This window comes from Sphingomonas sp. CFBP 13728, assembly GCF_014841895.1.
Lineage (GTDB): Bacteria > Pseudomonadota > Alphaproteobacteria > Sphingomonadales > Sphingomonadaceae > Sphingomonas.
In genome coordinates, this window is the sequence record NZ_JACYUS010000001.1 from 749,369 (window position 1) to 773,617 (window position 24,249).

22 protein-coding genes and 1 tRNA gene are annotated in these 24,249 nt (G+C 65.8%); 11 read left to right on the forward strand and 12 right to left on the reverse strand.

Annotated features, from left to right (window positions below):
* Window positions 1-83: 83 nt before the first annotated feature.
* Window positions 84-2,477, reverse strand: a complete 2,394-nt coding sequence (gene lon / locus IFT67_RS03175) for an endopeptidase La (protein ID WP_192145006.1) — start codon at window positions 2,475-2,477, stop codon at window positions 84-86.
* Between the two features lie 344 nt (window positions 2,478-2,821).
* Here lon and IFT67_RS03180 point away from each other — a divergent pair, with 344 nt between their 5' ends.
* Genes IFT67_RS03180 through IFT67_RS03190 form a run of 3 tightly spaced genes read left to right on the forward strand, consistent with a single transcriptional unit; the run spans window position 2,822 to window position 5,243 of the window.
* Entirely contained in the window at window positions 2,822-4,549 is a 1,728-nt protein-coding gene (locus tag IFT67_RS03180) for a M1 family metallopeptidase (protein ID WP_192145007.1), read from the forward strand.
* Between the two features lie 56 nt (window positions 4,550-4,605).
* The gene (locus IFT67_RS03185) at window positions 4,606-4,860 is read left to right on the forward strand and encodes a hypothetical protein (protein ID WP_342450543.1); all 255 of its coding nucleotides are present in this window, start codon (window positions 4,606-4,608) and stop codon (window positions 4,858-4,860) included.
* Window positions 4,857-5,243, forward strand: a complete 387-nt coding sequence (locus IFT67_RS03190) for a c-type cytochrome (RefSeq protein WP_192145008.1) — start codon at window positions 4,857-4,859, stop codon at window positions 5,241-5,243. The genes IFT67_RS03185 and IFT67_RS03190 overlap by 4 nt, the downstream gene beginning before the upstream one ends.
* Before the next feature lie 2 nt (window positions 5,244-5,245).
* Here IFT67_RS03190 and IFT67_RS03195 read toward each other — a convergent pair whose 3' ends face one another.
* Window positions 5,246-6,370, reverse strand: a complete 1,125-nt coding sequence (locus IFT67_RS03195; protein WP_197982897.1) for a calcium:cation antiporter — start codon at window positions 6,368-6,370, stop codon at window positions 5,246-5,248.
* A 100-nt stretch (window positions 6,371-6,470) separates the two neighbouring features.
* Here IFT67_RS03195 and IFT67_RS03200 point away from each other — a divergent pair, with 100 nt between their 5' ends.
* Window positions 6,471-6,923: a hypothetical protein gene (locus tag IFT67_RS03200; RefSeq protein WP_192145009.1), complete on the forward strand. Its 453-nt coding sequence runs from the start codon at window positions 6,471-6,473 to the stop codon at window positions 6,921-6,923.
* 219 nt (window positions 6,924-7,142) lie between these two features.
* Here the strand turns inward: IFT67_RS03200 and clpX are convergent, their stop codons facing one another.
* From clpX to IFT67_RS03225, 5 genes are all read right to left on the reverse strand, one after another.
* Window positions 7,143-8,408: an ATP-dependent Clp protease ATP-binding subunit ClpX gene (clpX, locus tag IFT67_RS03205; protein WP_056048170.1), complete on the reverse strand. Its 1,266-nt coding sequence runs from the start codon at window positions 8,406-8,408 to the stop codon at window positions 7,143-7,145.
* A gap of 145 nt (window positions 8,409-8,553) precedes the next feature.
* Window positions 8,554-9,243, reverse strand: a complete 690-nt coding sequence (locus tag IFT67_RS03210; RefSeq protein ID WP_056048165.1) for an ATP-dependent Clp protease proteolytic subunit — start codon at window positions 9,241-9,243, stop codon at window positions 8,554-8,556.
* A gap of 235 nt (window positions 9,244-9,478) precedes the next feature.
* Window positions 9,479-10,405, reverse strand: coding sequence for a glycosyltransferase family 2 protein (locus IFT67_RS03215; protein WP_192145010.1), 927 nt, complete (start codon window positions 10,403-10,405; stop codon window positions 9,479-9,481).
* A gap of 236 nt (window positions 10,406-10,641) precedes the next feature.
* Window positions 10,642-12,297: a trigger factor gene (tig, locus tag IFT67_RS03220; RefSeq protein WP_192145011.1), complete on the reverse strand. Its 1,656-nt coding sequence runs from the start codon at window positions 12,295-12,297 to the stop codon at window positions 10,642-10,644.
* 68 nt (window positions 12,298-12,365) lie between these two features.
* Window positions 12,366-12,450: transfer RNA gene (locus IFT67_RS03225), tRNA-Leu, on the reverse strand.
* A gap of 109 nt (window positions 12,451-12,559) precedes the next feature.
* Here IFT67_RS03225 and IFT67_RS03230 point away from each other — a divergent pair.
* The 3 genes from IFT67_RS03230 (at window position 12,560) to IFT67_RS03240 (ending at window position 13,635) form a co-directional block, all read left to right on the forward strand.
* On the forward strand, window positions 12,560-12,715 hold the full coding sequence (locus IFT67_RS03230) for a hypothetical protein (RefSeq protein ID WP_192145012.1): 156 nt from the start codon (window positions 12,560-12,562) through the stop codon (window positions 12,713-12,715).
* A 2-nt stretch (window positions 12,716-12,717) separates the two neighbouring features.
* Window positions 12,718-12,936: a hypothetical protein gene (locus IFT67_RS03235; protein WP_192145013.1), complete on the forward strand. Its 219-nt coding sequence runs from the start codon at window positions 12,718-12,720 to the stop codon at window positions 12,934-12,936.
* A 123-nt stretch (window positions 12,937-13,059) separates the two neighbouring features.
* Window positions 13,060-13,635, forward strand: a complete 576-nt coding sequence (locus IFT67_RS03240) for a retropepsin-like aspartic protease family protein (RefSeq protein ID WP_342450545.1) — start codon at window positions 13,060-13,062, stop codon at window positions 13,633-13,635.
* A 264-nt stretch (window positions 13,636-13,899) separates the two neighbouring features.
* On the opposite strand, the gene gatB is transcribed toward IFT67_RS03240, so the two are convergent.
* The 3 genes from gatB to gatC are packed head-to-tail and all read right to left on the reverse strand — an operon-like array spanning window position 13,900 to window position 17,169.
* Window positions 13,900-15,381, reverse strand: coding sequence for an Asp-tRNA(Asn)/Glu-tRNA(Gln) amidotransferase subunit GatB (gene gatB / locus IFT67_RS03245; RefSeq protein ID WP_192145014.1), 1,482 nt, complete (start codon window positions 15,379-15,381; stop codon window positions 13,900-13,902).
* Window position 15,382: 1 nt separating this feature from the next.
* Window positions 15,383-16,867 carry an Asp-tRNA(Asn)/Glu-tRNA(Gln) amidotransferase subunit GatA gene (gene gatA / locus IFT67_RS03250; protein WP_192145015.1) on the reverse strand — a complete coding sequence of 495 codons (1,485 nt, stop codon included), beginning with the start codon at window positions 16,865-16,867 and terminating at the stop codon, window positions 15,383-15,385.
* Complete coding sequence (gene gatC, locus IFT67_RS03255; protein ID WP_056048145.1) at window positions 16,867-17,169, reverse strand: Asp-tRNA(Asn)/Glu-tRNA(Gln) amidotransferase subunit GatC; 303 nt, start codon at window positions 17,167-17,169, stop codon at window positions 16,867-16,869. The genes gatA and gatC overlap by 1 nt, the downstream gene beginning before the upstream one ends.
* A gap of 142 nt (window positions 17,170-17,311) precedes the next feature.
* On the opposite strand from gatC, the gene IFT67_RS03260 reads away from it, so the two are divergent.
* Window positions 17,312-18,418 carry a DUF3089 domain-containing protein gene (locus tag IFT67_RS03260; RefSeq protein ID WP_192145016.1) on the forward strand — a complete coding sequence of 369 codons (1,107 nt, stop codon included), beginning with the start codon at window positions 17,312-17,314 and terminating at the stop codon, window positions 18,416-18,418.
* Window positions 18,415-18,882 carry a Holliday junction resolvase RuvX gene (ruvX, locus tag IFT67_RS03265; protein WP_060524389.1) on the forward strand — a complete coding sequence of 156 codons (468 nt, stop codon included), beginning with the start codon at window positions 18,415-18,417 and terminating at the stop codon, window positions 18,880-18,882. Before IFT67_RS03260 ends, ruvX begins: the two co-directional genes overlap by 4 nt.
* On the opposite strand, the gene IFT67_RS03270 is transcribed toward ruvX, so the two are convergent.
* A complete protein-coding gene (locus tag IFT67_RS03270) occupies window positions 18,879-20,399 on the reverse strand; it encodes a hypothetical protein (protein ID WP_192145017.1) in 1,521 nt (506 codons plus the stop codon). The genes ruvX and IFT67_RS03270 overlap by 4 nt on opposite strands.
* A 134-nt stretch (window positions 20,400-20,533) precedes the next feature.
* Here IFT67_RS03270 and IFT67_RS03275 point away from each other — a divergent pair, with 134 nt between their 5' ends.
* On the forward strand, window positions 20,534-21,520 hold the full coding sequence (locus IFT67_RS03275) for an aspartate carbamoyltransferase catalytic subunit (protein ID WP_056048137.1): 987 nt from the start codon (window positions 20,534-20,536) through the stop codon (window positions 21,518-21,520).
* Window positions 21,517-22,737 carry a dihydroorotase gene (locus tag IFT67_RS03280; RefSeq protein WP_192145018.1) on the forward strand — a complete coding sequence of 407 codons (1,221 nt, stop codon included), beginning with the start codon at window positions 21,517-21,519 and terminating at the stop codon, window positions 22,735-22,737. Before IFT67_RS03275 ends, IFT67_RS03280 begins: the two co-directional genes overlap by 4 nt.
* 157 nt (window positions 22,738-22,894) lie before the next feature.
* Here IFT67_RS03280 and IFT67_RS03285 read toward each other — a convergent pair whose 3' ends face one another.
* Window positions 22,895-24,235, reverse strand: coding sequence for an SPOR domain-containing protein (locus tag IFT67_RS03285; protein WP_192145019.1), 1,341 nt, complete (start codon window positions 24,233-24,235; stop codon window positions 22,895-22,897).
* Window positions 24,236-24,249 lie beyond the last annotated feature (14 nt).

A 24,249-nucleotide genomic window follows, 5' to 3' on the forward strand; every position in this document is an offset into this window, starting at 1 on the left:
CCGCAGTCAGCGCGCAATAATGCGGCGGCCCCGTCTGCTGTCAAACAAAACCGCCGCGTCATCGCTTACGATCCAAACATGGATCAGTGGTGAAGGCCACCCCCGACCGGCGCGATCGGTGCCGGTGGCAGTGCCGCCAACTCGTCCGCATCGGTCCACTCGATCGCTTCGAGCGGCTCGGTCAGCGCCAGACGGAGCACCTCGTCGACATGCGAAACGGGGATGATCTTCAGCCCTGCCTTGATGTTCGCAGGGATCTCCGCGAGGTCCTTCTCATTCTCCGCCGGGATCAGCACCGTCTCGATGCCCCCGCGCAACGCCGCGAGCAGCTTCTCCTTAAGGCCACCGATCGGCAGCACGCGACCACGCAGCGTAACCTCGCCGGTCATCGCCACCTCGCGCCGGATCGGCACGCCGGTCAGCGTCGAGACGATCGACGTGACCATGCCGATACCCGCCGACGGACCATCCTTCGGCACCGCACCCTCGGGCAGATGGATATGGATGTCTTTCCGCGCGAACAGGCTCGGCTTGATCCCGTAGCTCGGCGCGCGTGCCTTGACGAAGCTGAACGCGGTCTCGATCGACTCCTTCATCACGTCGCCGAGCTTGCCGGTGAGCTTGGCTTGGCCCTTGCCCGCAACCGTGACGCTCTCGATCGTCAGCAGTTCGCCGCCGACCTCGGTCCAGGCAAGGCCAGTGACCGCACCGATCTGGTTCTCGGTTTCGCCGAGCCCGTGGCGATACTTCTGCACGCCGGCATATTCGCCGATGTTCTCGGGCGTGATCGTGACGCTGGTGGTCTTGTTCTCGAGGATTTGACGCAGCGCCTTACGGCACAGCTTGGCAATCTCGCGCTCCAGCGTACGCACGCCAGCCTCCCGCGTGTACTGCTGGATGAGCGTACGCAGCCCCTCCTGCGTCAGCGTGAACTCACCCGGCTTCAGGCCATGCGCCTCGATCTGCTTCTCGACCAGATGGCGCTCGGCGATCTCGACCTTCTCATCCTCGGTATACCCCTCGAGACGAATGATCTCCATGCGATCGAGCAGCGCCTGCGGCAGGTTGAGCGAGTTCGCGGTGCAGACGAACATCACGTCCGACAGGTCGATGTCGACCTCCAGATAATGATCCTGGAACTTGCCGTTCTGCTCCGGGTCGAGGACCTCGAGCAGCGCCGAGGCCGGATCGCCGCGGAAATCCTGGCCGAGCTTGTCGATCTCGTCGAGCAGGAACAGCGGGTTCGACGTGCCGGCCTTTTTGAGGTTCGTCACGATCTTGCCCGGCAGCGAGCCGATATAGGTGCGACGATGCCCACGGATCTCGGCTTCGTCACGCACGCCGCCGAGCGACTGGCGGATGAACTCGCGCCCGGTCGCCTTGGCAATCGACTTGCCGAGCGAGGTCTTGCCGACACCCGGAGGGCCGACGAGGCACAGGATTGGCCCCTTCAGCTTGTTGGTGCGCGCCTGCACGGCAAGATACTCGACGATCCGGTCCTTGACCTTCTCGAGCGCATAATGATCCTCGTCCAGCGTCACCTGCGCGGCGGCGATGTCCTTCTTGATCTTCGACTTCTTGCCCCAAGGGAGCCCGAGCAGCACGTCGAGATAATTGCGCACGACGGTCGCCTCGGCGCTCATCGGTGCCATCGTCTTGAGCTTCTTGAGCTCCGACGTCGCCTTGCCACGCGCTTCCTTGCTCATCTTGAGCGTGGCAATCTTCTGCGTCAGCTCGGCGATCTCGTCGCCTTCGCCCTCGCCGTCCTCGTTGCCGAGTTCGCGCTGGATCGCCTTCAACTGCTCGTTGAGGTAATATTCGCGCTGCGTCTTCTCCATCTGGCGCTTGACGCGACTCTTGATCTTCTTCTCGACCTGCAGGACGCCAAGCTCGCCCTCCATGGCGACCATTGCCATTTCGAGACGCTTCGACGGATTGGTCTCGACCAGCATCGCCTGCTTCTCGGCGACCTTGATCGCGATGTTCGCGACGACGGCGTCGGACAGCTTCGACGCGTCCTCGATCTCCGACATCTGCACCGCGGTCTCGGACGCGAGCTTGCGATTGAGCTTGGCGTAGTTCTCGAACTGGTCGACGACCGAGCGCATCAGCGCGGTGACCTCAGCGCCTTCGACCTCGGCATCGGCGACCGTCTCGACCGTCGCGGTCAGGAAGTCGCCGCTCTCGTCCAGCGTCTCCAGCGTCGCGCGCTGCTTGCCCTCGACGAGCACGCGGACGGTGCCGTCGGGGAGCTTCAACAGCTGCAACACGGTCGCGGTGACGCCCATCGAATACAGGTCGTCGCGCGAGGGATCGTCTTCGGCCGGGTCGACCTGCGCGACGAGATAGATCTCCTTGTCCGCCGCCATCGCCGCTTCGAGCGCGGCAACGGACTTCTCGCGGCCGACGAACAGCGGCACGATCATGTGCGGGAACACGACGATGTCGCGAAGGGGAAGGACGGGGTACTGGGTCATGAACGCTCCGGTGGGTGCCTGCATGGGGGCATAATCTACAGTGTATATGGTGAGGATGAACCGTCCATCAATTGGTTGGCGGTGGGATCGGTACGATCCGGTCCGAAACGATGCCACGAGCACCCCCGTCACCCCGGGTCCTTCGGCTACGCTCAGGAGAGCCTTGTTCCGGGGTCCAGCGTTCGAATACCCCACCGTCATCCCCGCGAAGGCGGGGATCCATATCCTCGGAGGTCTGTGATCATGCTGCGAGGCTAGCCGGTATGGGTTCCCGCCTCCGCGGGAATGACGAGGAATATAGGCTTATAGCTTGTATCGCCCTGACCTCCGCGCGAGGATACGCCATGAAATCAGGTCTTCTACTCGCTGCAAGCGCCGTCGCACTTCTCACCGCCGCCGCGCCCCTCCCGAAGAAGGGCGAACCCGCGATCACCGCGCAGACGCAGCGGTCGGGGGGCGTACTGACACCCGAACAGACCGCGCTACGGTTCGACAGCGCGGACCTGGCGTTCGAAGTGCTGCCCGAGACGGAAAGCCTGAACGGTGTCGCCACCCTGGTCTTCACCGCGAAGGCGCCCCTAACCCGGCTGCCGATTGACCTCGACCGCAATCTACCCGTCAGCGCGATCGCGATCGACGGCGTTCCGCTCGCGCCCTCGGCCTGGAGCAATCCCGAGGGTCGGCTGACGATCACGCTGCCCAAGCCCGTCCCCGCCGGCGGGAAGGTCACCGCGAAGATCACCTATGGCGGTACGCCGCACGTCGCGGTGAAGGCGCCTTGGGACGACGGCATGGTCTGGTCGAAAACGCCCGATGGCCGCACCTGGTTCGCGACGACCGCGGAGGGCTATGGCTGCGACCTGTTCTGGCCGTGCCTCGACTTCCCGACCGGCGAGCCCGCGCTGGTGACGCTGCACATCACCGTGCCGAAGGGGCTGAAGGCGCCCTCCAACGGCGTGCTGCTCGGCGTCGATACGCTGGTGGACGGCCGGACGACGTGGAACTGGCGCGCCAAGCACCCCAACACCTATGGTATCGCGCTGAACGTCGGGCCGTATGAGGAGATCAGCGGCACGTACCAGAGCCGGTTCGGCAACAGCATTCCGATGTATTACTGGTATCTGCCGGGCGAAAAGGCACAGGCCGAAAAGCTGTTCGCCGAGTTCGCGCCGACGCTCGATTTCTTCGAGAGCATGATCGGCCCCTACCCGTTCGGCGACGAGAAGCTCGGCGTGGTCGAGACGCCGCACAAGGGCATGGAGCACCAGACGATCAACGCGTACGGCAACGAATATGCCAAGGCGCCGGAGGGGTTCGACTGGCTGTTCCAGCACGAGTTCGCGCATGAGTGGTTCGGCAACCAGCTGACCGCCGCGAACTGGGACGATTACTGGCTGCACGAGGGCTATGGCACGTACATGCAGCCGCTCTATGGCCAGTGGCGCGAAGGGCGTGCGCGCTATGCCGCGATGATGCAGGGCGAGCGCACCTCGATCATGAACCTCAAGCCGATCACGCAGCAGCGCGTCACCACCGAGGAGGAGGTGTACGAACTCGACAAGGGCGGTGCGGGGCAGGACATCTACTACAAGGGGTCGTGGATGCTCCACACGCTGCGGAGCCTGATCGGCGACAAGGCGTTCTTCGACGTCACGCGGCTGGCGGTGTATGGGCGCGCGGATCCGAAGCCGGGCAATTTCGCGCCGCGGTTCGGGTCGACGAAGGAATATGAGGGGCTCGTCCGAAAGGTGACGGGGAAGGACTATGCGTGGTTCTTCGACGTGTACCTCCGCCAGGCGGCGCTGCCCGAGCTAGTGGAAACGCGGACGGGGAATATGCTGACTTTGACCTGGAAGGTACCGGGGAATGGCCCCTTCCCGCTGCCGGTACAGGTGCAGATCGACGGCAAGACGCGGACTTTGCCGATGACTGGCGGGAAGGCGAGCTTGTCGGTCCCGGCGGGCGCGCATGTCGTGATCGACCCGGATGCGCTGGTCCTGCGGCGTAGTGTTGCACTGGAAGACGTGGCCGCCTGGAAAGCCGCGCAAGCTGCGAAGGCCAAGCCCCAATGACCTCTCCACCGTTCCCCCGCGAAGGCGTGGGCTCAGTGTCCCAGGAGACGACGCCCGTGCTTCCTGAACTCGTGCGTTCGCAGGACAACATCTGGGGATCGCGCGCGGCGGAGATGGCAGCGATCTTCATGGTAGGGGACGGCTTGATCGGCTTGCTCCAACCCAGCCGCCACGTGGATCTCTGGAAGGACGATGCCCTCGGCACCGAGAAACTCGTGAAGCCGTTCGTCGACCGTCCCGGCCGCCGTCGCCTCTACGCCGTCGTGCAGATCGCCGCCGGTCTCGCCTTGGCCGCACGCCAGAAGCGATGACCCTGCCGCGGTGGCCCCTGCTGGCACTGGCGCTCGCAGGCTGCGGTTCGAGCCCCGACTCCGGCACCACCAGCCAGATCGCCAGCGGCGAACGCGTCTTTCGCCGCTGCACCGCCTGCCACACGATCGGGCAATATGCGGGCGATACCGATGGGCCGAACCTCTACGGCGTTATGGGCGGCCCGATCGGCGAGCGCCGCCCGCGCTTCTCGTACACCGCCGGGTTAAAGTCGCTTGGCGGCAACTGGGATGCCAAGCGCATGGACGCCTGGCTCACCAACCCGCGCAAGATGGTGCCCGGCACGACGATGGCGTTCGCAGGTTTGCCCGACGCGAAGGACCGCGCCGACGTCATCGCCTACCTATCGACGCAGGGCCCCTGAGCTTACGGCACGACCGTCGTGAACAGATAGGCGGCGAAGATCACCAGGTGGACGACACCCTGCAACACCGTCGTCCGCCCGGTGCCAAGCGACAACGTTGCCACGAACAGTGACAGAGCCAAAAGCGTCATGCTCTTCGCGTCGATGCCGAGCGCGAGCGGCAGGTCGAGCACCAGCGACACGATCGCCACGCTCGGGATCGTCAGCCCGATCGTCGCCAGCGCGGAGCCGAGCGCGAGATTGAGACTGGTTTGCAACCGGTTGCGCCGTGCGGACTTGTAGGCGGCCAGGCTCTCGGGCGCGAGCACCAGCGCCGCGATCACCACGCCGACCACGGTCAGCGGCAGGCCGGCACCGAGCACCGCGGCCTCGATCGTCGGCGACAGCGTCTTCGCGAGCAGCACCACCGAGACGAGCGCGACCAGCAGCGCGGCGAAGGCGATGCCCGTCGCGCGACCCGACGGCGGCGCGGCGTGGTCGTCCTTATCGTCGGTCGACGGCAGGAAATAATCGCGGTGGCGCACCGTCTGCACCAGCACGAACGTCCCGTAGAGAATCAGCGACACGACCGCGACGAAGATCAACTGCGACGACGCGTAGGTCGGGCCCTGTGTCGACGAGGTATAGTTCGGCAGGACCAGCGACAGCACCGCCATCGCTGCAAGTACGCCGAGGGCGGCCGTCATGCCCTTCAGCGTGAACCGCTGCTCATGATGCCGCACCGCGCCCGCGAGCAGGCAGATGCCGATGATGAAATTGAGGATGATCATGATCGCCGCGAACACCGTGTCGCGCGCGAGCGTGGTCGCGTCGCCGGCGTTGGAGAGCATCAGCGAGACGATCAGCGACACCTCGATCACGGTGACCGCGATCGCAAGGACGAGCGTGCCAAACGGCTCACCGACCTTGTGCGCGATCACTTCGGCGTGATGGACCGCGGCGAGCACGCTGCCGATCAGCACGATGACCGCGGCGGCGGTGCCGAGCGTGCCCATCTTGGCGAGGCCAACGAGGACGGCGAGCAGTCCCAGGCCCGGCGCGATCAGCGTCCAGATCGGGAGCGCCAGACGGTCCGGCATCGTCTCCACCACGTGTTCGTTCGGTCGGTCGGCCACTTCGATCGTCATGCATGCTCCCTCGTTCCACTTGGATAACGAATGCGCGAGGGCCGATAAGGGTCCGAGTCGGGGCGATTGCGGGGCGGTAAGGATCGAGTAGGCTGCACCGATGCTGGCTTCCGATTTCCGCGAAACGCTCGTCTTGACCGCCGACGCGTTGGAGGGAGCGCAGGATCCGTGGTGGGTCATTTCCAGCGCCGCGGTGGCGCTTCATGGCGTGACGCCGATCGAGGTCGGCGACGTCGATGTGCTCATGAGCTTAGGCGATGCTCGAAGGGTGATGGACGGGCTCGGAGTCGTGCCCATCAAGGATGGCGCGAGTTCGTTGTTCCGATCGACACTGTTCGGGCGGTGGGAGTCACCGCCTTTGGTCGTCGAGATCATGGCGGCGTTTCATGTTGCGACGAGCGCGGGTTGGACGGAGGTGCTGCCGCGAACGCGCGTATCTCTCCCGTTGGACGGACGCGTCGTTTACGTGCCTGACCGGGCGGAATTAGTCGGGATACTCAGGATGTTCGGGCGTCCTAAGGATCTAGAGCGGGTTAGGCTGTTGACCTCGTAGTTCTGTCCTTACTTTCCTCAAGGCGACACGGTTTGGTGGTACGCCCCTTCCCGTCATCCTGACGAAAGTCAGGATCCAGGGTAAATAGCGCGAGCCTTAATGGCTCTGGGTCCTGACTTTCGTCAGGATGACGGAGGGGGTCTTCGGGCGCGTATGCCCCAAAACGAAAAAGGGCGCCGATCGCTCGACGCCCCTCTCCGTATCTCAAACCAGTTCCGCTTAAGCAGCGTCGCCAGTCTTCTTCTTCTCGGCATAGACGCGGATCGGTTCCTTACGGCCTTCGATCACGTCCTTGTCGATCATCACCTCGTCGACGCCGTCCATGCCGGGCAGGTCGAACATCGTGTCGAGCAGGATGCTCTCCAGGATCGAGCGAAGACCGCGCGCGCCGGTCTTGCGTTCGATGCCCTTCTTGGCGACCGACACCAGCGCGTCGTCAGTGAAGCCGAGCGCGACGTCCTCCATCTCGAACAGCTTCTGGTACTGCTTGACCAGCGCGTTCTTCGGCTCCTTGAGGATCTTCACCAGCGCGTCGACATCGAGATCCTCGAGCGTCGCGATCACCGGCAGACGACCGACGAACTCGGGGATAAGCCCGAACTTCAACAGATCCTCGGGCTCGACCGACTTCAGCGTTTCGCCGGTCTTGCGCTCGTCCGGCCCGGCGACATACGCGCCGAAACCGATCGACTTGCCCTGGAGACGATCGCCAATGATCTTCTCGAGACCCGAGAACGCACCGCCGCAGATGAACAGGATGTTGGTCGTATCCACCTGCAGGAATTCCTGCTGCGGATGTTTCCGGCCACCCTGCGGAGGCACCGACGCCGTCGTGCCTTCCATCAGCTTGAGCAACGCCTGCTGCACGCCCTCGCCCGACACGTCGCGCGTGATCGAGGGGTTCTCGGCCTTGCGCGAGATCTTGTCGATCTCGTCGATGTAGACGATCCCGCGCTGCGCGCGCTCGACGTTGTAGTCGGACGCCTGGAGCAGCTTGAGGATGATGTTCTCGACATCCTCGCCGACATAACCCGCCTCGGTGAGCGTCGTCGCATCGGCCATCGTGAACGGCACGTCGAGGATGCGCGCGAGCGTCTGCGCGAGCAGCGTCTTGCCGCAACCGGTGGGCCCGACGAGCAGGATGTTCGACTTCGACAGCTCGACATCGGCACCCTTGGCGCCGTGGTTGAGCCGCTTGTAGTGATTGTGCACCGCCACCGACAGCACGCGCTTGGCGCGCTTCTGGCCGATCACGTAATCGTCGAGGACGTCGCAGATCTCCTGCGGAGTCGGCACGCCGCCGTCCTTCTTGGACACCAAAGCCGACTTCGTCTCCTCTCGGATGATGTCGTTGCATAGCTCGACGCACTCGTCGCAGATGAAGACCGTCGGCCCGGCGATCAACTTGCGGACCTCGTGCTGCGACTTCCCGCAGAACGAGCAATAGAGGGTGCTCTTCGAGTCGCCACCGCTCAGCTTCGTCATTCAATCACCTCTCGCGCATGTCGGTGCACGTGCCGTTTCCGGGGCCGCTACCGTAACGCACCCCGGAGTTCCTACAATCAAATAAACCGGCGGGGTTTACGATTCACCCCATGCCAGCCCCGGTCGATCTGGGTTCAAGCGGGTATCAGGCAGGCTTCGGGGCATCCTCGGATACCGCCGGACGCTTGTCGAACACCTCGTCGATCAGACCGAAATCCTTCGCCTCGTTCGCTTCGAGGAACGTATCGCGGTCCATCCGGCGCTCGATCTCTTCGATCGGCTGGCCGGTATACTGCGAATACAGCTCGTTCATGCGCTTGCGGATGCGCAGGATTTCGCGGGCCTGGATCTCGATGTCGCTGGCCATGCCCTGTGCACCACCCGATGGCTGATGGATCATGATGCGCGCGTTGGTCATCGCCACGCGCATGCCGGGCTCGCCGCTCGCAAGCAGGAAGCTGCCCATCGACGCGGCCTGACCGATGCAGACGGTGCCGACGCGCGGACGAATGTACCGCATCGTGTCGTGGATCGCCATGCCCGCCGTGACGACACCGCCTGGCGAGTTGATGTACATGAAGATATCCTTCTTCGGGTTCTCGGACTCGAGGAAGAGCAGCTGCGCGGTGATCAGCGAGGCCATGCCGTCCTCGACGCCACCGGTCACGAAGATGATGCGCTCGCGTAGCAGGCGCGAGAAGATGTCGAACGAACGCTCGCCGCGGTTCGACTGCTCGATGACGATGGGAACCAGGCCTGCTTGCGTCTGCTGCAGGCCGAGCCCGGCGCTGGCCAACGGGCTCGCGAAATCGCCGGTCTCGAACGGATTGTGCATGGAAATCTCTCTTATGCCCCAGTGAACCGCTAACATCGGCGGTCCGGGAGGGGAGTTCAAGCCCTGCCTACCGCTGGGCGCGGGGACTGCTTGCCCTCGCCCCTCCGGGGAGAGGGAGGGGCCCGCCCGCGCTTGCGGGTGGGAGGGTGAGGGGCGGTTGGGATCCGCCAACCGCCCCTCACCCTCCCGTCGCCAAAGCGGCTCCTCCTTCCCTCTCCCCGAAGGGGCGAGGGAGTCAGAGGCCTGGGGCGGGGTAAGCCAGGTACGCCAGGCGGCGGACTTCGCGGCGACCGCGGACGACCGTGTCCAGGATCAGCCCGGTGAACACGTTGAGCGCGGCGAAGATGCCGAGGCCGGTAATCAGGATCGCGGTCGGGAAGCGGGGCACTTGGTGAATCTCGATGTACGTCAGCACCAGCGGGATGCCGAGGATCAGCGCGAGCAGGCCGAACACGCTGCCGATCGCGCCGAAGAACCAGAGCGGCCGCTCGATCCGATACAGCGTCATGATCGTGCGCAGGATGCGCCAGCCGTCGCCGTAGGTGCTGAGCTTCGATTCGGAGCCTTCGGGGCGCGCGTAATAGGGTGTCTCGACCTCGCCGATCGGCATCTTGAGTTCGAGCGCGTGGACGCTGATCTCGGTCTCGATCTCGAACCCGGCAGATAGCGACGGGAAGCTCTTCACGAACCGGCGCGAAAAAACGCGATACCCTGAGAGGATGTCGGTGAAGCTGCGGCCGAACAGGCGGGCGAGCATGCCGGTGAGCAGCGCGTTGCCGAACCGGTGGCCGCGGCGGTAGCTTTCCTGGACCTGGCTGATGCGCGAACCGACGACCATGTCGAGTTGCTCGTCGAGGACGCGAGCGACCAGATTCGGTGCAGAAGCAGCGTCATAGGTCGCGTCGCCGTCCGCCATGACGTAGATGTCCGCGTCGATGTCGGCGAACATGCGGCGGACGACCGCGCCCTTGCCCTGGATGCGCTCGGTCCGGACGACGGCTCCGGCGGCGCGTGCGACCTCGATCGTGCGATCGGCGCTGTTGTTATCGTAGACGTAGATCGTGGCGCCGGGCAGCGCGGCACGGAAGCCGGCAATCGTCTGCGCGATCGCGGCTTCCTCGTTGTAGCACGGGAGCAGGACAGCGATTCTTGGTTCGGTCATGCCCTGCCCTTGCGGCGTTGAAGACGGCATCGGAGGTCGAGCAGCAGGCAAAACGTCAGTCACCGAACCATCCCAAAACGCACTTCCCCGGCGAAGGCCGGGGCCCAGTTGGGGAAGGTCCATAACGGAGCTTTGCGCGCCGTTACAGCTACCTTTCCAACTGGGCCCCGGTCTCCGCCGGGGAAGTGACCCGATTATGGGTCGAGCGCCTCAACCCTGAGGCGCTCGCGCGACGATTACGCCTCGGTCTTGGTCGGAGCCTTCTTCGCGCGCGGCTTCTTCGCCGGTGCGTCGGCAGCTTCGGTGCCCTCTGCGTTCTCGGCAGCGACCGGCGACGATTCCGTCACGGCGGTCTCTGCTTCGACCGGAGCCGCCTTCTTCTTGGCAGGCGCCTTCTTCGCAGGCTTGGCCTCGTCCGCTGCGTCCGAAGCCGGTGCCTCGTCCGTCACGGCGTCATCCGAAACAGCTTCGTCCGAAGCGGGCTTGGCCTTCTTGGCTGCGGCCTTCTTCTTCGGCTTGTGATTGTCGTGATCATGCGTGTGCGTGCCGCTGGCGAACCCGTCCTCGCTCTCGATCGCGGCCTCAAGCTCCTCGCGCGTCGCTTCGCGGTCGGTGATCTCGGCCTTCTCGAACAGGAAATCGACGACCTTGTCCTCGTACAGCGGCGCGCGCAGCTGGGCAGCCGCCATCGGCTCCTGCTGGACGTACTGCATGAACTGCTGGCGCTGCTCGGCCGGATACTGCTGCGCGGCCTGTGCGAGCAGACGCTGCATTTCCTGGTTGGAAACCTCGACGCCGTTCGCCTGGCCGATCTCGGACAGGAGCAGGCCGAGGCGCACGCGACGCTCGGCAATCTTGCGGTAATCGTCGCGCTCGCCTTCCATCTCGGCCATCGCAGCCTCGGGGTCGGCCTCGTGCGTGGCTTCGTGCTGGAGCTGCGACCAGATCTGGTTGAACTCGGCTTCGACCATCGACGGCGGCACTTCGAAGTCGTGACCTTCGGCGAGCTGGTCGAGCAGCTTGCGCTTCATGTGCGTGCGCGTGAGACCGTTATGCTCCTGCTCGATCTGACCCTTCAACAGCCCCGTGAGCTGCTCGAGGCTCTCGAGACCGAGCGACTTCGCCAGATCCTCGTCGATCTTGCTCTCGCCCGCGGTCTTCACCGACTTGACGGTGATGTCGAACGTCGCCGGCTGGCCCGCGAGCGACTTCTCCTGATACTCCTCGGGGAAGGTCACGTTCAGGACCTTGTCATCGCCGGTCTTCACGCCGACGAGCTGATCCTCGAAGCCCGGGATGAGACGACCCGAACCGAGCTCGACGCCCATGTCGGTGCCCGTGCCGCCCTCGAACGCGACGCCGTCAGCGGTCTTGCCGACGAAATCGACGGTGACGAGATCGCCCATCTTGGCGACATAATCGTCAGCCGCGTCGTCCCACTTCTTCTGCTGGTCGGCGAACTTCTGGAGCTGCTCGGTCACCGCATCATCGGCGACGGGCACGGTCAGGCGCTCGAGCTTGATGCCGTCGATCGCGGGCGCGGGGACCTGCGGGAGGACCTCCATCTCGACCTTGACCACGGCATCCTTGCCGAGGTCATAGCCGTCTTCCAGCTCGACCGAAGGCTGCATCGCGGGGCGAAGCTGCTTCTCGGCGACGAGCGTCTGGACGCTCTCCTGGATCGCCGCGTTCAGCGCGTCCTGCGTCAGCGCCGGACCGTGCATCTTGCGGATGAGGTTCGCCGGCACCTTGCCCGGACGGAAGCCCGGCATCTTCATCTGCGGCGCGAGGCGCTTCAGCTCGACATCGACCTTGGCATCGATATCCTTCGCGGTGATGGTGAGCGTAAAGGCGCGCTTGAGGCCCTCGTTCAACGTCTCGACAGTCTGCATGTCCGGCCTTTGTCTAAAAGAGCATTCAGGATAATTCTTCGGGCGGTCGCCTCGCCTGCGCGGCGGGCTGGTGCGGGCGAAGGGACTCGAACCCCCACATCTTGCGATACTTGGACCTAAACCAAGCGCGTCTACCAGTTCCGCCACGCCCGCACAGGACATCGCCGTAGCGGGCGCGTCTATACCAACGATGCATGCGGGGGCAAGCACATAGGCAACTCCCGCTGATTACAGGCGTTGAACATTTAGAAGGAGAGACATCATGGCTACCCAACCCCCGGCAGAATTTCCGACCCCGACGCCCCCCGTCGAGCCGACCGCGCCGCCGCCCGAGTTCAATCCGCCAGCGCCCGACATCGACGTGCCAGCGCCGGGAACGCCGTCGAACGATCCCGCACCCGTTCAGCCGGAGTTTTGAGCGTGAGCGATCCCCACTCCGGTACGAACCCCGAAACGCTCCCCGAGGATCGTGACGAGGATACCCGCAGCGACATCAAACAGGCGGTGGAGTCGCGCTCCGACGCGGTCGAGCGCGGCGAAGGCGGCGACGAGCCCGAGACGTTCACGGATACCGGCCTGCCCGACGGCGTCGGTGGTACCGGCGGCGTCGTGAAGAACCAGGACAACGACGCGCAGTAAGCTCGCGTCAGCAACCATACAGGCGGGGGTGGCTATCTATACGGTGTCACCTCCGCCAATCAGGACTCGATAATCCCCACGATCCCCACCTTCGCCGAGCACCAGAGCCTGTATATCGCGCTCGTGCTCGCCGTATTGCTGCTGATCTTGGCGCAGCGCATCCCCATCATCCGAACGCTCGTCAATCTGGCAATGACGCTTGTCCTTGTCGGACTGTTGTTCGTCGCGGTCGACCAGCGGCGCCAGTTCGATCCCTATGTCGGCAAGATCGCGCGGTTCCTGAAGATCGAGGACCAGCAGGTGGTCGGCGGCGAGGTTCGCATCCGCATGTCGCCGGATGGGCACTTCTGGGCGCGCGCGACAATCGACGGGGTGAGCCAGCGGCTGCTGATCGACAGCGGCGCGACGATTACCGCTATTTCCGAGAAGACGGCTGAGAGAGCTGGGGTTGAGGCGCGGGTCGGCGTGGTGCCGATCGTCTTGCAGACCGCCAACGGGTCGATCGCGGCCAAGACGGGGAAGATCGCGAGTTTGCGTCTCGGCGCGATCGTCGCGCGGGACTTGCAGGTGGTGGTGTCGCCCGCGTTCGGCGAGACCAACGTGCTGGGGATGAACTTCCTGTCCCGGCTGGCGTCGTGGCGGGTGGAAGAGAACACCCTGATCCTCGTGCCGCACCATCCGCAGAAGGTGGAGGGGTAAGGCCGCCTCCGTACACAACCACCCCGGCGAAGGCCGGGGCCCAATTGGAAAGGTTGCAGTAACGAAGCGCTGCCCTCAGTCAGCAACGTCCCCCAATTGGGCCCCGGCCTTCGCCGGGGTGGTGGCGAATGGGAGACGGCTCCCTTTCTGTTCCCTCGCGCGGGGGAACAGGAATCAAGCAGCGCTGCACTCAGTTACCCTGGGCTCCCGCCTTCGCGGGAGAACAGGCAGGGCGGGAGATCGGTCAGGTTGCTCAGTGATAGCTTACGAAGCCACCGACTCCCCAAGCATCCCCTTCAGAACCTCGTTCACAACGGCAGGGTTAGCCTTCCCCCCCATTGCCTTCATCGTCTGACCCACGAAGAACCCGAACAGCTTGTCCTTACCGCCGCGATAATCCGCAACCTTGTCCGCATTCGCCGCCATAACCTCGGCGATCACGGCCTCGATCGCCCCGGTATCGCTGGTCTGCTTCAACCCGCGATCCTCGACGACCTTCGCCGCGCCGTCGCCGGTCTCGAGCATCACCTCGAACACCTGCTTGGCGAGACTCCCCGACAGCGTGCCGTCCGCGATCAGCCCCAGCAGTTCCGCCGCCTGCGCCGGCGACACCGGCGAGTTCTCGATATCCTTGCCAGTCCGGTTCAGCGCGCCGAACAGTTCCGACGTCGTCCAGTTCGCCGCCGCCGACGGCTTCACGCCCGCGTCGAGCAACGCATCGAACCACCGCGCCGCTTCGACCTCGGCGGTCAGCACCGTCGCCTGATACGGCGCAATCCCGAGCGCCTCGTACCGCGTCCGCTTCGCGTCCGGCAGTTCCGGCAACGAAGCCCGGCACTCGGCCAGGAACGCGTCGTCGAGTACCAGCGGCAATAGGTCTGGATCGGGGAAGTAGCGATAATCATGCGCGTCTTCCTTCGACCGCATCGAACGCGTCTCGTTGCGATCGGGATCGTAGAGCCGCGTTTCCTGCTGGATCTTGCCGCCGGCTTCGAGAACCTCCACCTGACGCTTGGCCTCCTGCTCGACCACCGCCATCACGAAGCGCACCGAATTGACGTTCTTCGTCTCGGTCCGCGTCCCCAGCTCGTCGCCGGGCTTGCGCACGCTGACATTGACGTCGGCGCGCATCGAGCCTTCTTCCATGTTGCCGTCGCACGACCCGACATAGCGCAGGATCGATCGAAGCTTCCGCAGGTAAGCCCCTGTTTCCGCTGGCGATGCAAGGTCGGGCTTCGACACGATCTCCATCAGCGCGACGCCCGACCGGTTGAGGTCGACATACGACTGCGTCGGATGCTGGTCGTGCATCAGCTTGCCCGCATCCTGCTCGACATGGATGCGCTCGACGCCTATCCGCTTGCCCGCGGCATCCGGATTCTTCTCGTCGAGGCTGATGTCGATCGCGCCCTCGCCGACGATGGGATGATAGAGCTGGCTGATCTGATAGCCCTGCGGCAGATCGGCGTAGAAGTAATTCTTACGGTCGAACCGCGACCATTTGTTGATCTGCGCCTCGATCGCCATGCCGGTGCGGACCGCCTGGCGGATGCATTCGCGGTTGGGCACCGGCAGCATGCCCGGCATCGCCGCATCGACCAGCGATACCTGCGTGTTGGGCTCCGCGCCGAACGCGGTCGCCGCGCCCGAGAAGAGCTTGGCGTTCGACGTCACCTGCGCGTGCACTTCGAGGCCGACCACGACCTCCCACTCGCCGGTTTCGCCCTGAATTCTGTAATCGCTCATGTTACCACCAAGCCTCTGGTCGCGCGGTAAATCCTGCTCGCTGTTCGATCGCGAGCCCTGCGTTCAGCACGCCTTGTTCGTCGAGCGGCTTGCCGATGATCTGCAGCCCGAGCGGCAGCCCCTGCTTGTCGAGCCCACCCGGCACCGACATCGCCGGCAACCCCGCGAGCGACGACGGCACGGTGAAGACGTCGTTCAAATACATCGCGATCGGATCGGCCGACTTCTCGCCGAGCGCGAACGCCGCCGACGGAGCGGTCGGGGTCAGCAGGACGTCGCACGTCTCCCAAGCCCGCTCGAAATCGCGCGCGATCAGCGTGCGGACCTTCTGCGCCTGCGTGTAATACGCGTCGTAAAAGCCGGCCGACAGCACGTAGGTGCCGATCATGATGCGGCGCTTCACCTCGGGGCCGAAGCCGTCGGCGCGCGTCGCGGCGTACATGTCCTGCAGACCGGCGCCGGTCGGCAGGTCGCGGATCCCGTAGCGGACGCCGTCATAGCGCGCGAGGTTCGACGACGCTTCGGCGGGCGCGATGATATAATAGGCGGGGAGCGCGTATTTGGTGTGCGGGAGCGAGACTTCGACGATCGTCGCGCCGGCATCCTTCAGCCAATCGATGCCCTGCTGCCAGAGTGCCTCGATCTCCTCGGGCATCCCGTCGACGCGATATTCCTTGGGAATGCCGACGCGCAGGCCATTGAGATTGCCGGACAAACCCGATTCCCATTTGGGAACGTCGAGCTGCAACGAGGTGCCGTCCTTCGCATCGAACCCGGCCATCGCCTCCAGCAGGATCGCGCAGTCGCGGACGTCGCGTGCCATCGGTCCCGCCTGGTCGAGCGACGAGGCGAACGCGATCGTCCCCCAGCGCGAGCAGCGGCCATAGGTCGGCTTGATGCCGCTGATGCCGGTGAAGGCGGCGGGCTGGCGGATCGAGCCGCCGGTGTCGGTGCCGGTCGCGCCGGGGCAAAGCCGTGCGGCCACTGCCGACGACGAACCGCCCGACGAGCCGCCGGGGGCGAGCGAGGCGTTACCGCCGTCGTTGCGCTTCCACGGCGAGATCACGTTGCCGAACGCCGAGGTCTCGTTCGACGAGCCCATCGCGAACTGGTCCATGTTCAGCTTGCCGAGCATCCCCGCGCCCGCGTCCCACAGGTTCTGCGAGACGGTCGACTCGTAGGTCGGCGTGAAGCCTTCGAGGATGTGGCTCGCCGCGGTCGTCGTAACGCCCTTGGTGCAGAACAGGTCCTTCATGCCGATCGGCACACCGGCCAGCGGCTTGAGCGTCTCGCCGGCTGCGCGCGCGGTGTCGGCCGCGGTGGCGGCGGCGATCGCGTGCTCAGGCGTCTCGACAAGAAACGCGTTCAACGCCTTGGCCTGGCTCACCTTTACGATGAACGCATCGGCGACTTCGCGCGCCTTGAACGAGCCATCGCGGACGCCGTCGCGAATGCCTGCGATCCCGAGGTCTGTAAGGTCGGTCATTATTCGATCACCTTGGGCACGGCGAAGAACCCGTGTTCGGCCACGGGCGCGTTGGCGAGGACCTGCTCGCGGATACCGCCGCCGGTCAGCGGGTCGGCGTTGACGACGTCGTCGCGCAGCCGCAGCGTGTTGGGGATGACGGCGGTCATCGGCTCGATACCGGTCGTGTCGACCTCTTCGAGCATCTCGATCCAGCCAAGGATGTTTCCGAGTTCCGGCGCCATGCGGGCGGCGTCCTCGTCGGTGATCGCGATGCGCGCAAGGCTCGCGATCCGCTTCACGGTTGCAGTATCTACGGACATGGGCTGCGGCTAGCACCGGGCGCGCAGGCGGCGCAACACCCTTCGTGTTCCCCCGCGGAGGCGGGGGAACACGAAGGTGCGCGATTGCAACGGCGGCGCGCATACGGCACGGGAGCCGGACCGCCTGCACGGAAGGTCCCGCTTGGCCCGCAAGTTTCTCTATTTCGTCGCCGCGATGATCGTCCTCGCGATCGCCGCGCTGCTCGCCTACCGCTTGTTCGGCACGCAGTTGATGCGCGCGGTTATGGTGCCGAGCGAGACGTTCCAGGCCCAACGCGAAGCCCCGCGCAACATTTACGCGCGCAAGATCATGTGGCTCGCGCGTCCCGATGCGCCCGGCAACCCTGCGCTCTGGACGCCGCCCGGCTACACCCCCGGTGAGCGCGGCAAGGGTGCGGCGATCTTCTTCATCCACCCGACGTCGTACATCAACCGCGACCATTGGAACGCGCCGATCGACGACCCCGAGACCAATGCGCGGGCTGAACTGTTCGTGCGCGGCCAGGCCAGTGCATTCAACGAGGCGGGCGACATCTGGGCACCACGCTATCGCCAGGCGACGTTCGGTGCATTCCTGACCAGCGTCGCGGACAGCGAACGCGCGCTGGCACTGGCGTATGGCGACGTCTCCGCCGCGTTCGACCGCTTCCTGAAAGAAGCCGGTCCGAAGCGCCCGATCATCCTCGCCGGGCATAGCCAGGGCGCGCTCCACCTCACCCGCCTGCTCCGCGACCGCGTTGCGAACGACCCGAAGCTGAAGGCGCGGATCGTCGCAGCCTATGTCGTTGGCTGGCCCGTTTCTCGTACGACCGATCTTCCGAAGATGGGTCTGGTCGAATGCCGCACCGCCGACCAGACCGGCTGCATCCTGTCGTGGGAAAGCTTTGCCGAACCCGCCGATCCCTCGCTGATCGTCGACGCCTACGACCAGACCACCGGCTTCAACGGCCAGCCGCGAAAAGCCACGCCGATAGTCTGCACCAACCCGCTGACCGGCACCGCCGACGCGACCGCGCCCGCCACCGCCAACCTCGGCACGCTCGTCCCGTCCGCGGACCTGAAGACCGCGACGATCGCGATCGGCAGCGTCCCCGCACGCTGTGCCGACCGTGGCTTCCTGCTGATCGGAGAGGGCCCGAACCTCGGTCCCTACGTGCTGCCCGGCAACAATTACCACGTCTACGACTACAGCCTGTTCTGGGCGAACATCCGCGCCGACGCCAACCGCCGCCTGAAGGCCTTTAAATGATTACGCTCTCCGCCGCGCAGTTCCGCGACGCGCTCCCGAACGGCGGCCGGCTGATCGGCCTCGACGTCGGCACCAAGACGATCGGCACCGCACTCTGCGACGCAGGCTGGTCGTTCGCGAGCCCTGCCCTCCTGATCCGCCGCACCAAGTTCCAGAAGGACAAAGCCGCGCTCGCCGAGATCATCAAGGCGCAAGCGGTCGTCGGGCTCGTCATCGGCCTGCCGATCAACCTCGACGGCAGCGAGAGTCCGCGCTCACAGTCGACGCGAGCATTCGCGCAGAACCTCAAGGACATGGGCCTGCCAATTCTCCTCCAGGACGAACGCTGGTCGACCGTCGCCGTCACCCGCACGCTGATCGAACAGGACGCCAGCCGCGCCAAACGCGCCGAACTCGTCGACAAGATGGCCGCCGCCTACATCCTGCAAGGCGCCATCGATGCACTGGTGACCGCGCAGATCTAGCGCACGACCCGGTAGAGCGTGGACTGACCGTTGGTCCAGATTACGCGCAGGTCCGGCGCTTTCGCCGCTCCCGGCGCGAACCCGATCGTCCAGACGTGCGTGAAGGCCGCGCGTGGGAACTGCGCGATCGTCGTCTTGAAATCGGAACCTATGTCGGCACAGATCGACGGGTAGACGCTCTGGCCAGGGTCTGCGGTATAGGGCGCGGCGATCGCATAGCGGATCTGCAGCGCCTGCTGGCCCTCGATAGCCCATTGCTCGTTGCTGAAAGCATCGCGCCGCACGATCGCCAATCCCGGCAGGTGATCGCGCCGCAGATCGGTCCACACCCCGCTACACGGGCGGGCGACCAGCGACAGGACGGCCGCACCCCGTGGAATATGGCCGATCGCGGCGAGTTCGCGTTGCTGTTCGGACGATCGCTCGACGAAGCTGACGGTGTCGCCGGTCAAGCGGATCAGGACGAACGCCACCGCCAGCAGCGCCAGCATCCGCGACTGCGCGACATCGATCGGGCGTATCGCAACCAGCGCGAGCATCATCCCGGCCGGTGCGATCCGCATATCGACATACGCGCCCCCCATCAGCAACCGTGGCAGCACGACGAACGCGCCGAGGCACAGCAGCGCAGGCAACCCGAGCAGCGGTGAAAATCCCATCCGCCGGCTCCGCAAGGCTGCGTACAGGACGCCGATCACCGTCAGCAACGAGAGCAGATCGAACCATTGCCAGCGATCGCGAAAGAGCGACAGCAGCCACATCGTCTTCACCGTCAGGTTGAACCAGTCGTCGGCGCCCAACCCTCCCGCCCCCTGCCCCGACGCAGCGGCGGCGATCATGGCAATCAGCGGCACGCCGAGCGATACGCATTGCACCGCCGCCATCGCGAACGATGCGGGCCAGCCGCGCCCGGTGGCACGCACCCGCGCGACGTCGGCGCCCGCCGCCATCAGCCCGAACAGTCCCCAACCGAAGCTGTGCGATATCCACAGCACGCACGCGATCGGCACGAACAGCAGCGCGCGCAGGACAAGTCGATCCTGCCGCCCCAGCCGGATCCACAACGCCAGCGCACAGAACGCCAGCGCCTGCGACAGCGCGAAATTGACGAAGCCGAACTGGAACGGCCAGGCATAGGCGAGCGGCACCGCGAACATCGCGGTCGGCGGTACGCGCCCATGCGCCTCGCGCGCCGCCCATAACAATCCGGCGACAGTCAGCATCGGGATCGCGATCACCGCCAGCTTGGTCGCGACCTCGAAGGGAAACAGGTGCGCCAGCGCCGGTACGAGCAAGTCCATCCCCAGATTGGGAATCAGCGCCCAACGATAGTCGTAATAGCGCTGAAGATCGGGCGAGGTCGGCAGCGCCATCGCGATATGCCAGCGCCCCATATGGCCCGGCAGATCGCTGAGCGGAGGCAGCGCCGGCCACAACAGCGGCACCGCGGACAGCAGAACGAGCGTCACGGCAAACGCGCGCGTTTCCCACCATCCGGCACCGTTCGCGTTCGTCATCTCGTCCTGCGCCCTCGCCCCATCTGCAAACCCCATCCCACACCCACGCTAAATTCAGGTTAACCATGCGGTTTGCGGCGACGCATCGCGGAGCGCTTGCCCCCTGCCCCGCGCGCCACTATCCCGCAGCTTTAATGCGAACCTCAGATCACCGCCCCGCCGCCCTCATCGAAGGCGGCGCCGTCTTCCCGCACCGGCATCTCACCGGCATCGACGGGCTCCAGCCACACGAGATCGCGTTCCTGCTCGACGAGGCGGAGACGTGGGTCGGCGCCAACCGCACGCATGCGACGCCCGACAAGCGGCTGGCAGGGCTTACCCAGATCAACGCGTTTTTCGAGAACAGCACGCGCACGCTCCTGTCGTTCGAGATCGCCGGCAAGCGGCTCGGCGCCGACGTCGTCAACATGCACGCCGCCCAGTCGAGCGTGAAGAAGGGCGAGACGCTGATCGATACCGCGATGACGCTCAATGCGATGCGCGCCGACGTCATCGTCATCCGGCATATGTCGAGCGGCGCGGTGCGGCTGATTGCGGACAAGGTCGACTGCCCCGTGCTCAACGCAGGCGACGGGCGGCATGAGCATCCAACCCAGGCGCTGCTAGATGCACTGACGATCCGGCGGCGGAAAGGCTCGATCGCCGGGCAGCGCGTCGTGATCTGCGGCGATCTGCTGCACAGCCGCGTCGCGCGCTCGAACATTCTCGCCCTCACCGCGCTTGCCGCCGAGGTCCGCGTCTGCGCGCCGTCGACGCTGATGCCCCCGATGATCGAGCGGATGGGCGTCACCGCGTTCACCGATTTCGACAAGGCTTTGGAGGGTGCTGACGTGGTGATGATGCTGCGGCTCCAGAACGAGCGGATGGACGGCGCGTACGTCCCCTCCACGCGGGAATATCGGCTGCGCTACGGGCTAACGCTGGACCGGTTGGCGAAGGCGGCGCCCGATGCGCTGGTGATGCACCCCGGCCCGATGAACCGCGGCGTCGAGATCGATTCCGCGGTGGCCGATCATGCGCGCTCGGCAATCACCGAACAGGTCGAGATGGGGGTCGCCGTCCGCATGGCCTGCCTCGACGTGCTGACCCGAAGAGCACGCGGCGTGGAGGGTTGGGCATGATCCTCGCGCTCACCAACGCAACCCTCGCCTGCCCGGTCGGCGGCGTGTCGAAGGGCAATCTGCTGGTCCACGACGGCGTGATCGTCGCGACCGGGATCGTCGATATTCCTGCCGATGCGACGGTCGTCGATTGCGGCGGCAAGACGATCGCACCCGGGATCGTCGACCTCGGCGTCGCGAAGGTCGATCGTGCGGCGTTCCGTGCCGGCGGGATCGTACGGATCGGCCTGATGCCCGACCAGTCGCCGGTGCTGGACGACCCCGGCATCGTCCAGCGCGCGGCGTTGATCGGCAAGCCCGACCTCTGGATTCACCCGATCGCGGCCGCGACACGCGGACTCGAAGGCCACGACCTCGCCGAGATGGCGATCTGCCTGTCGGCGGGTGCGAAGGCGGTCGGCACGGGCAAGCACTGGATCGCCGACAGTGGCGTGATGCGGCGCGTGCTCGCCTATGCGCGCGATCTCGACGTGACGGTGATCGCACATGCCGAGGATGGCGGGCTGACCGCCGGCGCGGTTGCGACCGAGGGCGAGACGGCGACCCGGCTCGGCCTCCCCGCCGCGCCGGCGGTGGCCGAAGCGCTCGCGATCGCGCGCGACCTGATGCTCGCCGAGGATACCGGTGCGCGGCTCCACATCCGCCAGGTGACGACGGCGGCCGGGTTCGATCTGATCCGTGCGGCAAAGCGTCGCGGCGTCGCCGTCACGTGCGGCATCACGCCCGCGCATCTGCATTTGTCGGAGATCGCGGTCAGCGACTTCCGCTCGTTCGCGCTGCTGTCGCCGCCGTTGCGTGCGGACAGCGACCGTCGCGCGGCGCTCGAGGCGATCGCAGACGGCACGATCGACGTGCTCTGTTCGGGCCATGAGCCGCGCGGACCGGAAGAAAAGCGGCTGCCGTTTACGGACTCAAGCAGCGGGATGGCGGGGGCCGAGACGTTGCTCCCGCTCGCACTGATGCTCGTGCGCGACGAGCGCATCACGCTGGAGAGGCTGTTCGCACTGCTGGCGAGCAACCCGGCGCGCGTGCTCGGGCTCGATACCGGGACGCTGGAGGTGGGCAAACCCGCCGACCTGATGCTGTTCGACCAGCAGGCGCCTTGGCAGATCGTCGGGGAAGAGTTTGCAGCCGAGGCTGGCAATACTCCGTTCGACGGCTTGCCGGTGCAGGGTCGCGTGTTGCGATTGTGGAAGGGTGGCCGCGAGGTTCGGTAGCGCGGGGTCGATAGCCCCCAAGCACCACCCCGGCGAAGGCCGGGGCCCAATTGGAAAGGTCGGCATAACGGAGTGCCGCCTTCAACTAGCGACGTTCCCCAACTGGGCCCCGGCCTCCGCCGTGGTGGCGTTTATGATGTAGGTCGGGCGCGCGCGCTTACCGCGACGCCATCTGCATACCTGGCTTGCGCAACCACTGCGCCATCGTATCGCCAGCGCCCTGCCGGACGAAGCACGCCCCGCCCGTGGCGCGGTACTGGCGACACATCGCATCCGCCGCCGACCGACTGAACCCGCCGACCGAAAGCCGGTAGAAATCCTCGCCCCTCGCCTTGAAGGCCGTCCCGTTCGGCGAATAGCTGGCAAGCACCGCAAACCGGCGCGCGGCGCGGCCCCAGGCGTCCTTCGCAACGCCGGCACTTTCGAACGCGCCGAGCTGCACGTACCAGTTGCCGGTCGCCGCAGCCTTCACCCGGTACGCGGCGGTCGCCATGCCACGACCCGTTTGCGCGGGCGCCGCGGCAATTTTGATCGGGCCACCGGCCGGGCGCATCATCATCGACGGCAGCGACTGGACAACCTCCTGCCGCGGTCCGAACGACACCTTGGAGAAGCCTGCGACCGGCCCCGCCGTCTGTGCCGCAGCCGTTTCGACGGGAAGCGGCGCGCCGGGAACCTCGACCGGATCGGCCGCCGCCAGGGCCTGCTCGGGAACGCCCGGCACGACAGGCGCGGGCGCGTTCAACGCCAGCGCCGCCGGCTGCCCAGGATCGACCACCGCACGGACGCCGAGCAGCCCCGCCACCTGGTCCGATGCGTTGGCGGGTTGCGCGAACGTCGCCCATTGTTCGAGCCGCGCATCGACGTCGGCCGGCGCCATGTCCGCCGCGGCGACCACGCGCGCCGCGGGCCACTGCCCTGCCAGCGCATAGCTCAATGCCAGATTCTGCCGCACCTTGGCGCTCGCCGCCGGCGAACGCGCAACCTCGGTCAACACCGCGATGCCGCCGGCCGTGTCCCCTGCCAGCGATAGCGCCAGCCCGCGATCGGTCGCCGGGATGATCGCAGCGTTTGCCGCCAGCGTCTGCCGAGCCGCCTGCCAGTCCCCCGTCGCGACCTGCGCCAGCGCGAGGTTCAGCGCAGCCTTGCCGTTGCCCGGCGATAGCTGGAGCGTGTCCTCGAACGCGCGGGATGCCGATGCGAACCGACCGCCCTGGAGATAACTCTGCCCGAGCAGCATGCGATACTCCGCCGACCGCGGCACCAGCGCGACGGCATTCTCCGCAAGACCGATAGCCGCCGATCCGTTGCGGTTGGCGAGCGCGATCTGCGCCTTGCCCGCGTCGCGCGCCGCGCCCTTCGACGCCAGCGCCTCGCTGCGATCGCTGGCCGAGGCGACGCCCCCGTTGCTCATGGCGCCATTGGCGGCGCAACCGACCATCGTACCGCCAAGCAGGAGGGCCGATATGCCGCCGAGGAGAAGTGCGCGCGTGTTCATCGGGATGATCCCTG

What these genes read in the sequence shown, in the direction of transcription:
- IFT67_RS03270 (WP_192145017.1), bottom strand. Translation starts at nt 20,399, where the DNA reads ATGACGAACGCGAACGGTGCCGGATGGTGGGAAACGCGCGCGTTTGCC.
- IFT67_RS03280 (WP_192145018.1), top strand. Translation starts at nt 21,517, where the DNA reads ATGATCCTCGCGCTCACCAACGCAACCCTCGCCTGCCCGGTCGGCGGC.
- clpX (WP_056048170.1), bottom strand. Translation starts at nt 8,408, where the DNA reads ATGACGAAGCTGAGCGGTGGCGACTCGAAGAGCACCCTCTATTGCTCG.
- IFT67_RS03275 (WP_056048137.1), top strand. Translation starts at nt 20,534, where the DNA reads ATGCGAACCTCAGATCACCGCCCCGCCGCCCTCATCGAAGGCGGCGCC.
- IFT67_RS03195 (WP_197982897.1), bottom strand. Translation starts at nt 6,370, where the DNA reads ATGACGATCGAAGTGGCCGACCGACCGAACGAACACGTGGTGGAGACG.
- IFT67_RS03230 (WP_192145012.1), top strand. Translation starts at nt 12,560, where the DNA reads ATGGCTACCCAACCCCCGGCAGAATTTCCGACCCCGACGCCCCCCGTC.
- IFT67_RS03215 (WP_192145010.1), bottom strand. Translation starts at nt 10,405, where the DNA reads ATGACCGAACCAAGAATCGCTGTCCTGCTCCCGTGCTACAACGAGGAA.
- gatB (WP_192145014.1), bottom strand. Translation starts at nt 15,381, where the DNA reads ATGAGCGATTACAGAATTCAGGGCGAAACCGGCGAGTGGGAGGTCGTG.
- IFT67_RS03285 (WP_192145019.1), bottom strand. Translation starts at nt 24,235, where the DNA reads ATGAACACGCGCGCACTTCTCCTCGGCGGCATATCGGCCCTCCTGCTT.
- IFT67_RS03210 (WP_056048165.1), bottom strand. Translation starts at nt 9,243, where the DNA reads ATGCACAATCCGTTCGAGACCGGCGATTTCGCGAGCCCGTTGGCCAGC.
- ruvX (WP_060524389.1), top strand. Translation starts at nt 18,415, where the DNA reads ATGATTACGCTCTCCGCCGCGCAGTTCCGCGACGCGCTCCCGAACGGC.
- IFT67_RS03190 (WP_192145008.1), top strand. Translation starts at nt 4,857, where the DNA reads ATGACCCTGCCGCGGTGGCCCCTGCTGGCACTGGCGCTCGCAGGCTGC.
- IFT67_RS03200 (WP_192145009.1), top strand. Translation starts at nt 6,471, where the DNA reads ATGCTGGCTTCCGATTTCCGCGAAACGCTCGTCTTGACCGCCGACGCG.
- gatA (WP_192145015.1), bottom strand. Translation starts at nt 16,867, where the DNA reads ATGACCGACCTTACAGACCTCGGGATCGCAGGCATTCGCGACGGCGTC.
- tig (WP_192145011.1), bottom strand. Translation starts at nt 12,297, where the DNA reads ATGCAGACTGTCGAGACGTTGAACGAGGGCCTCAAGCGCGCCTTTACG.
- lon (WP_192145006.1), bottom strand. Translation starts at nt 2,477, where the DNA reads ATGACCCAGTACCCCGTCCTTCCCCTTCGCGACATCGTCGTGTTCCCG.
- IFT67_RS03180 (WP_192145007.1), top strand. Translation starts at nt 2,822, where the DNA reads ATGAAATCAGGTCTTCTACTCGCTGCAAGCGCCGTCGCACTTCTCACC.
- gatC (WP_056048145.1), bottom strand. Translation starts at nt 17,169, where the DNA reads ATGTCCGTAGATACTGCAACCGTGAAGCGGATCGCGAGCCTTGCGCGC.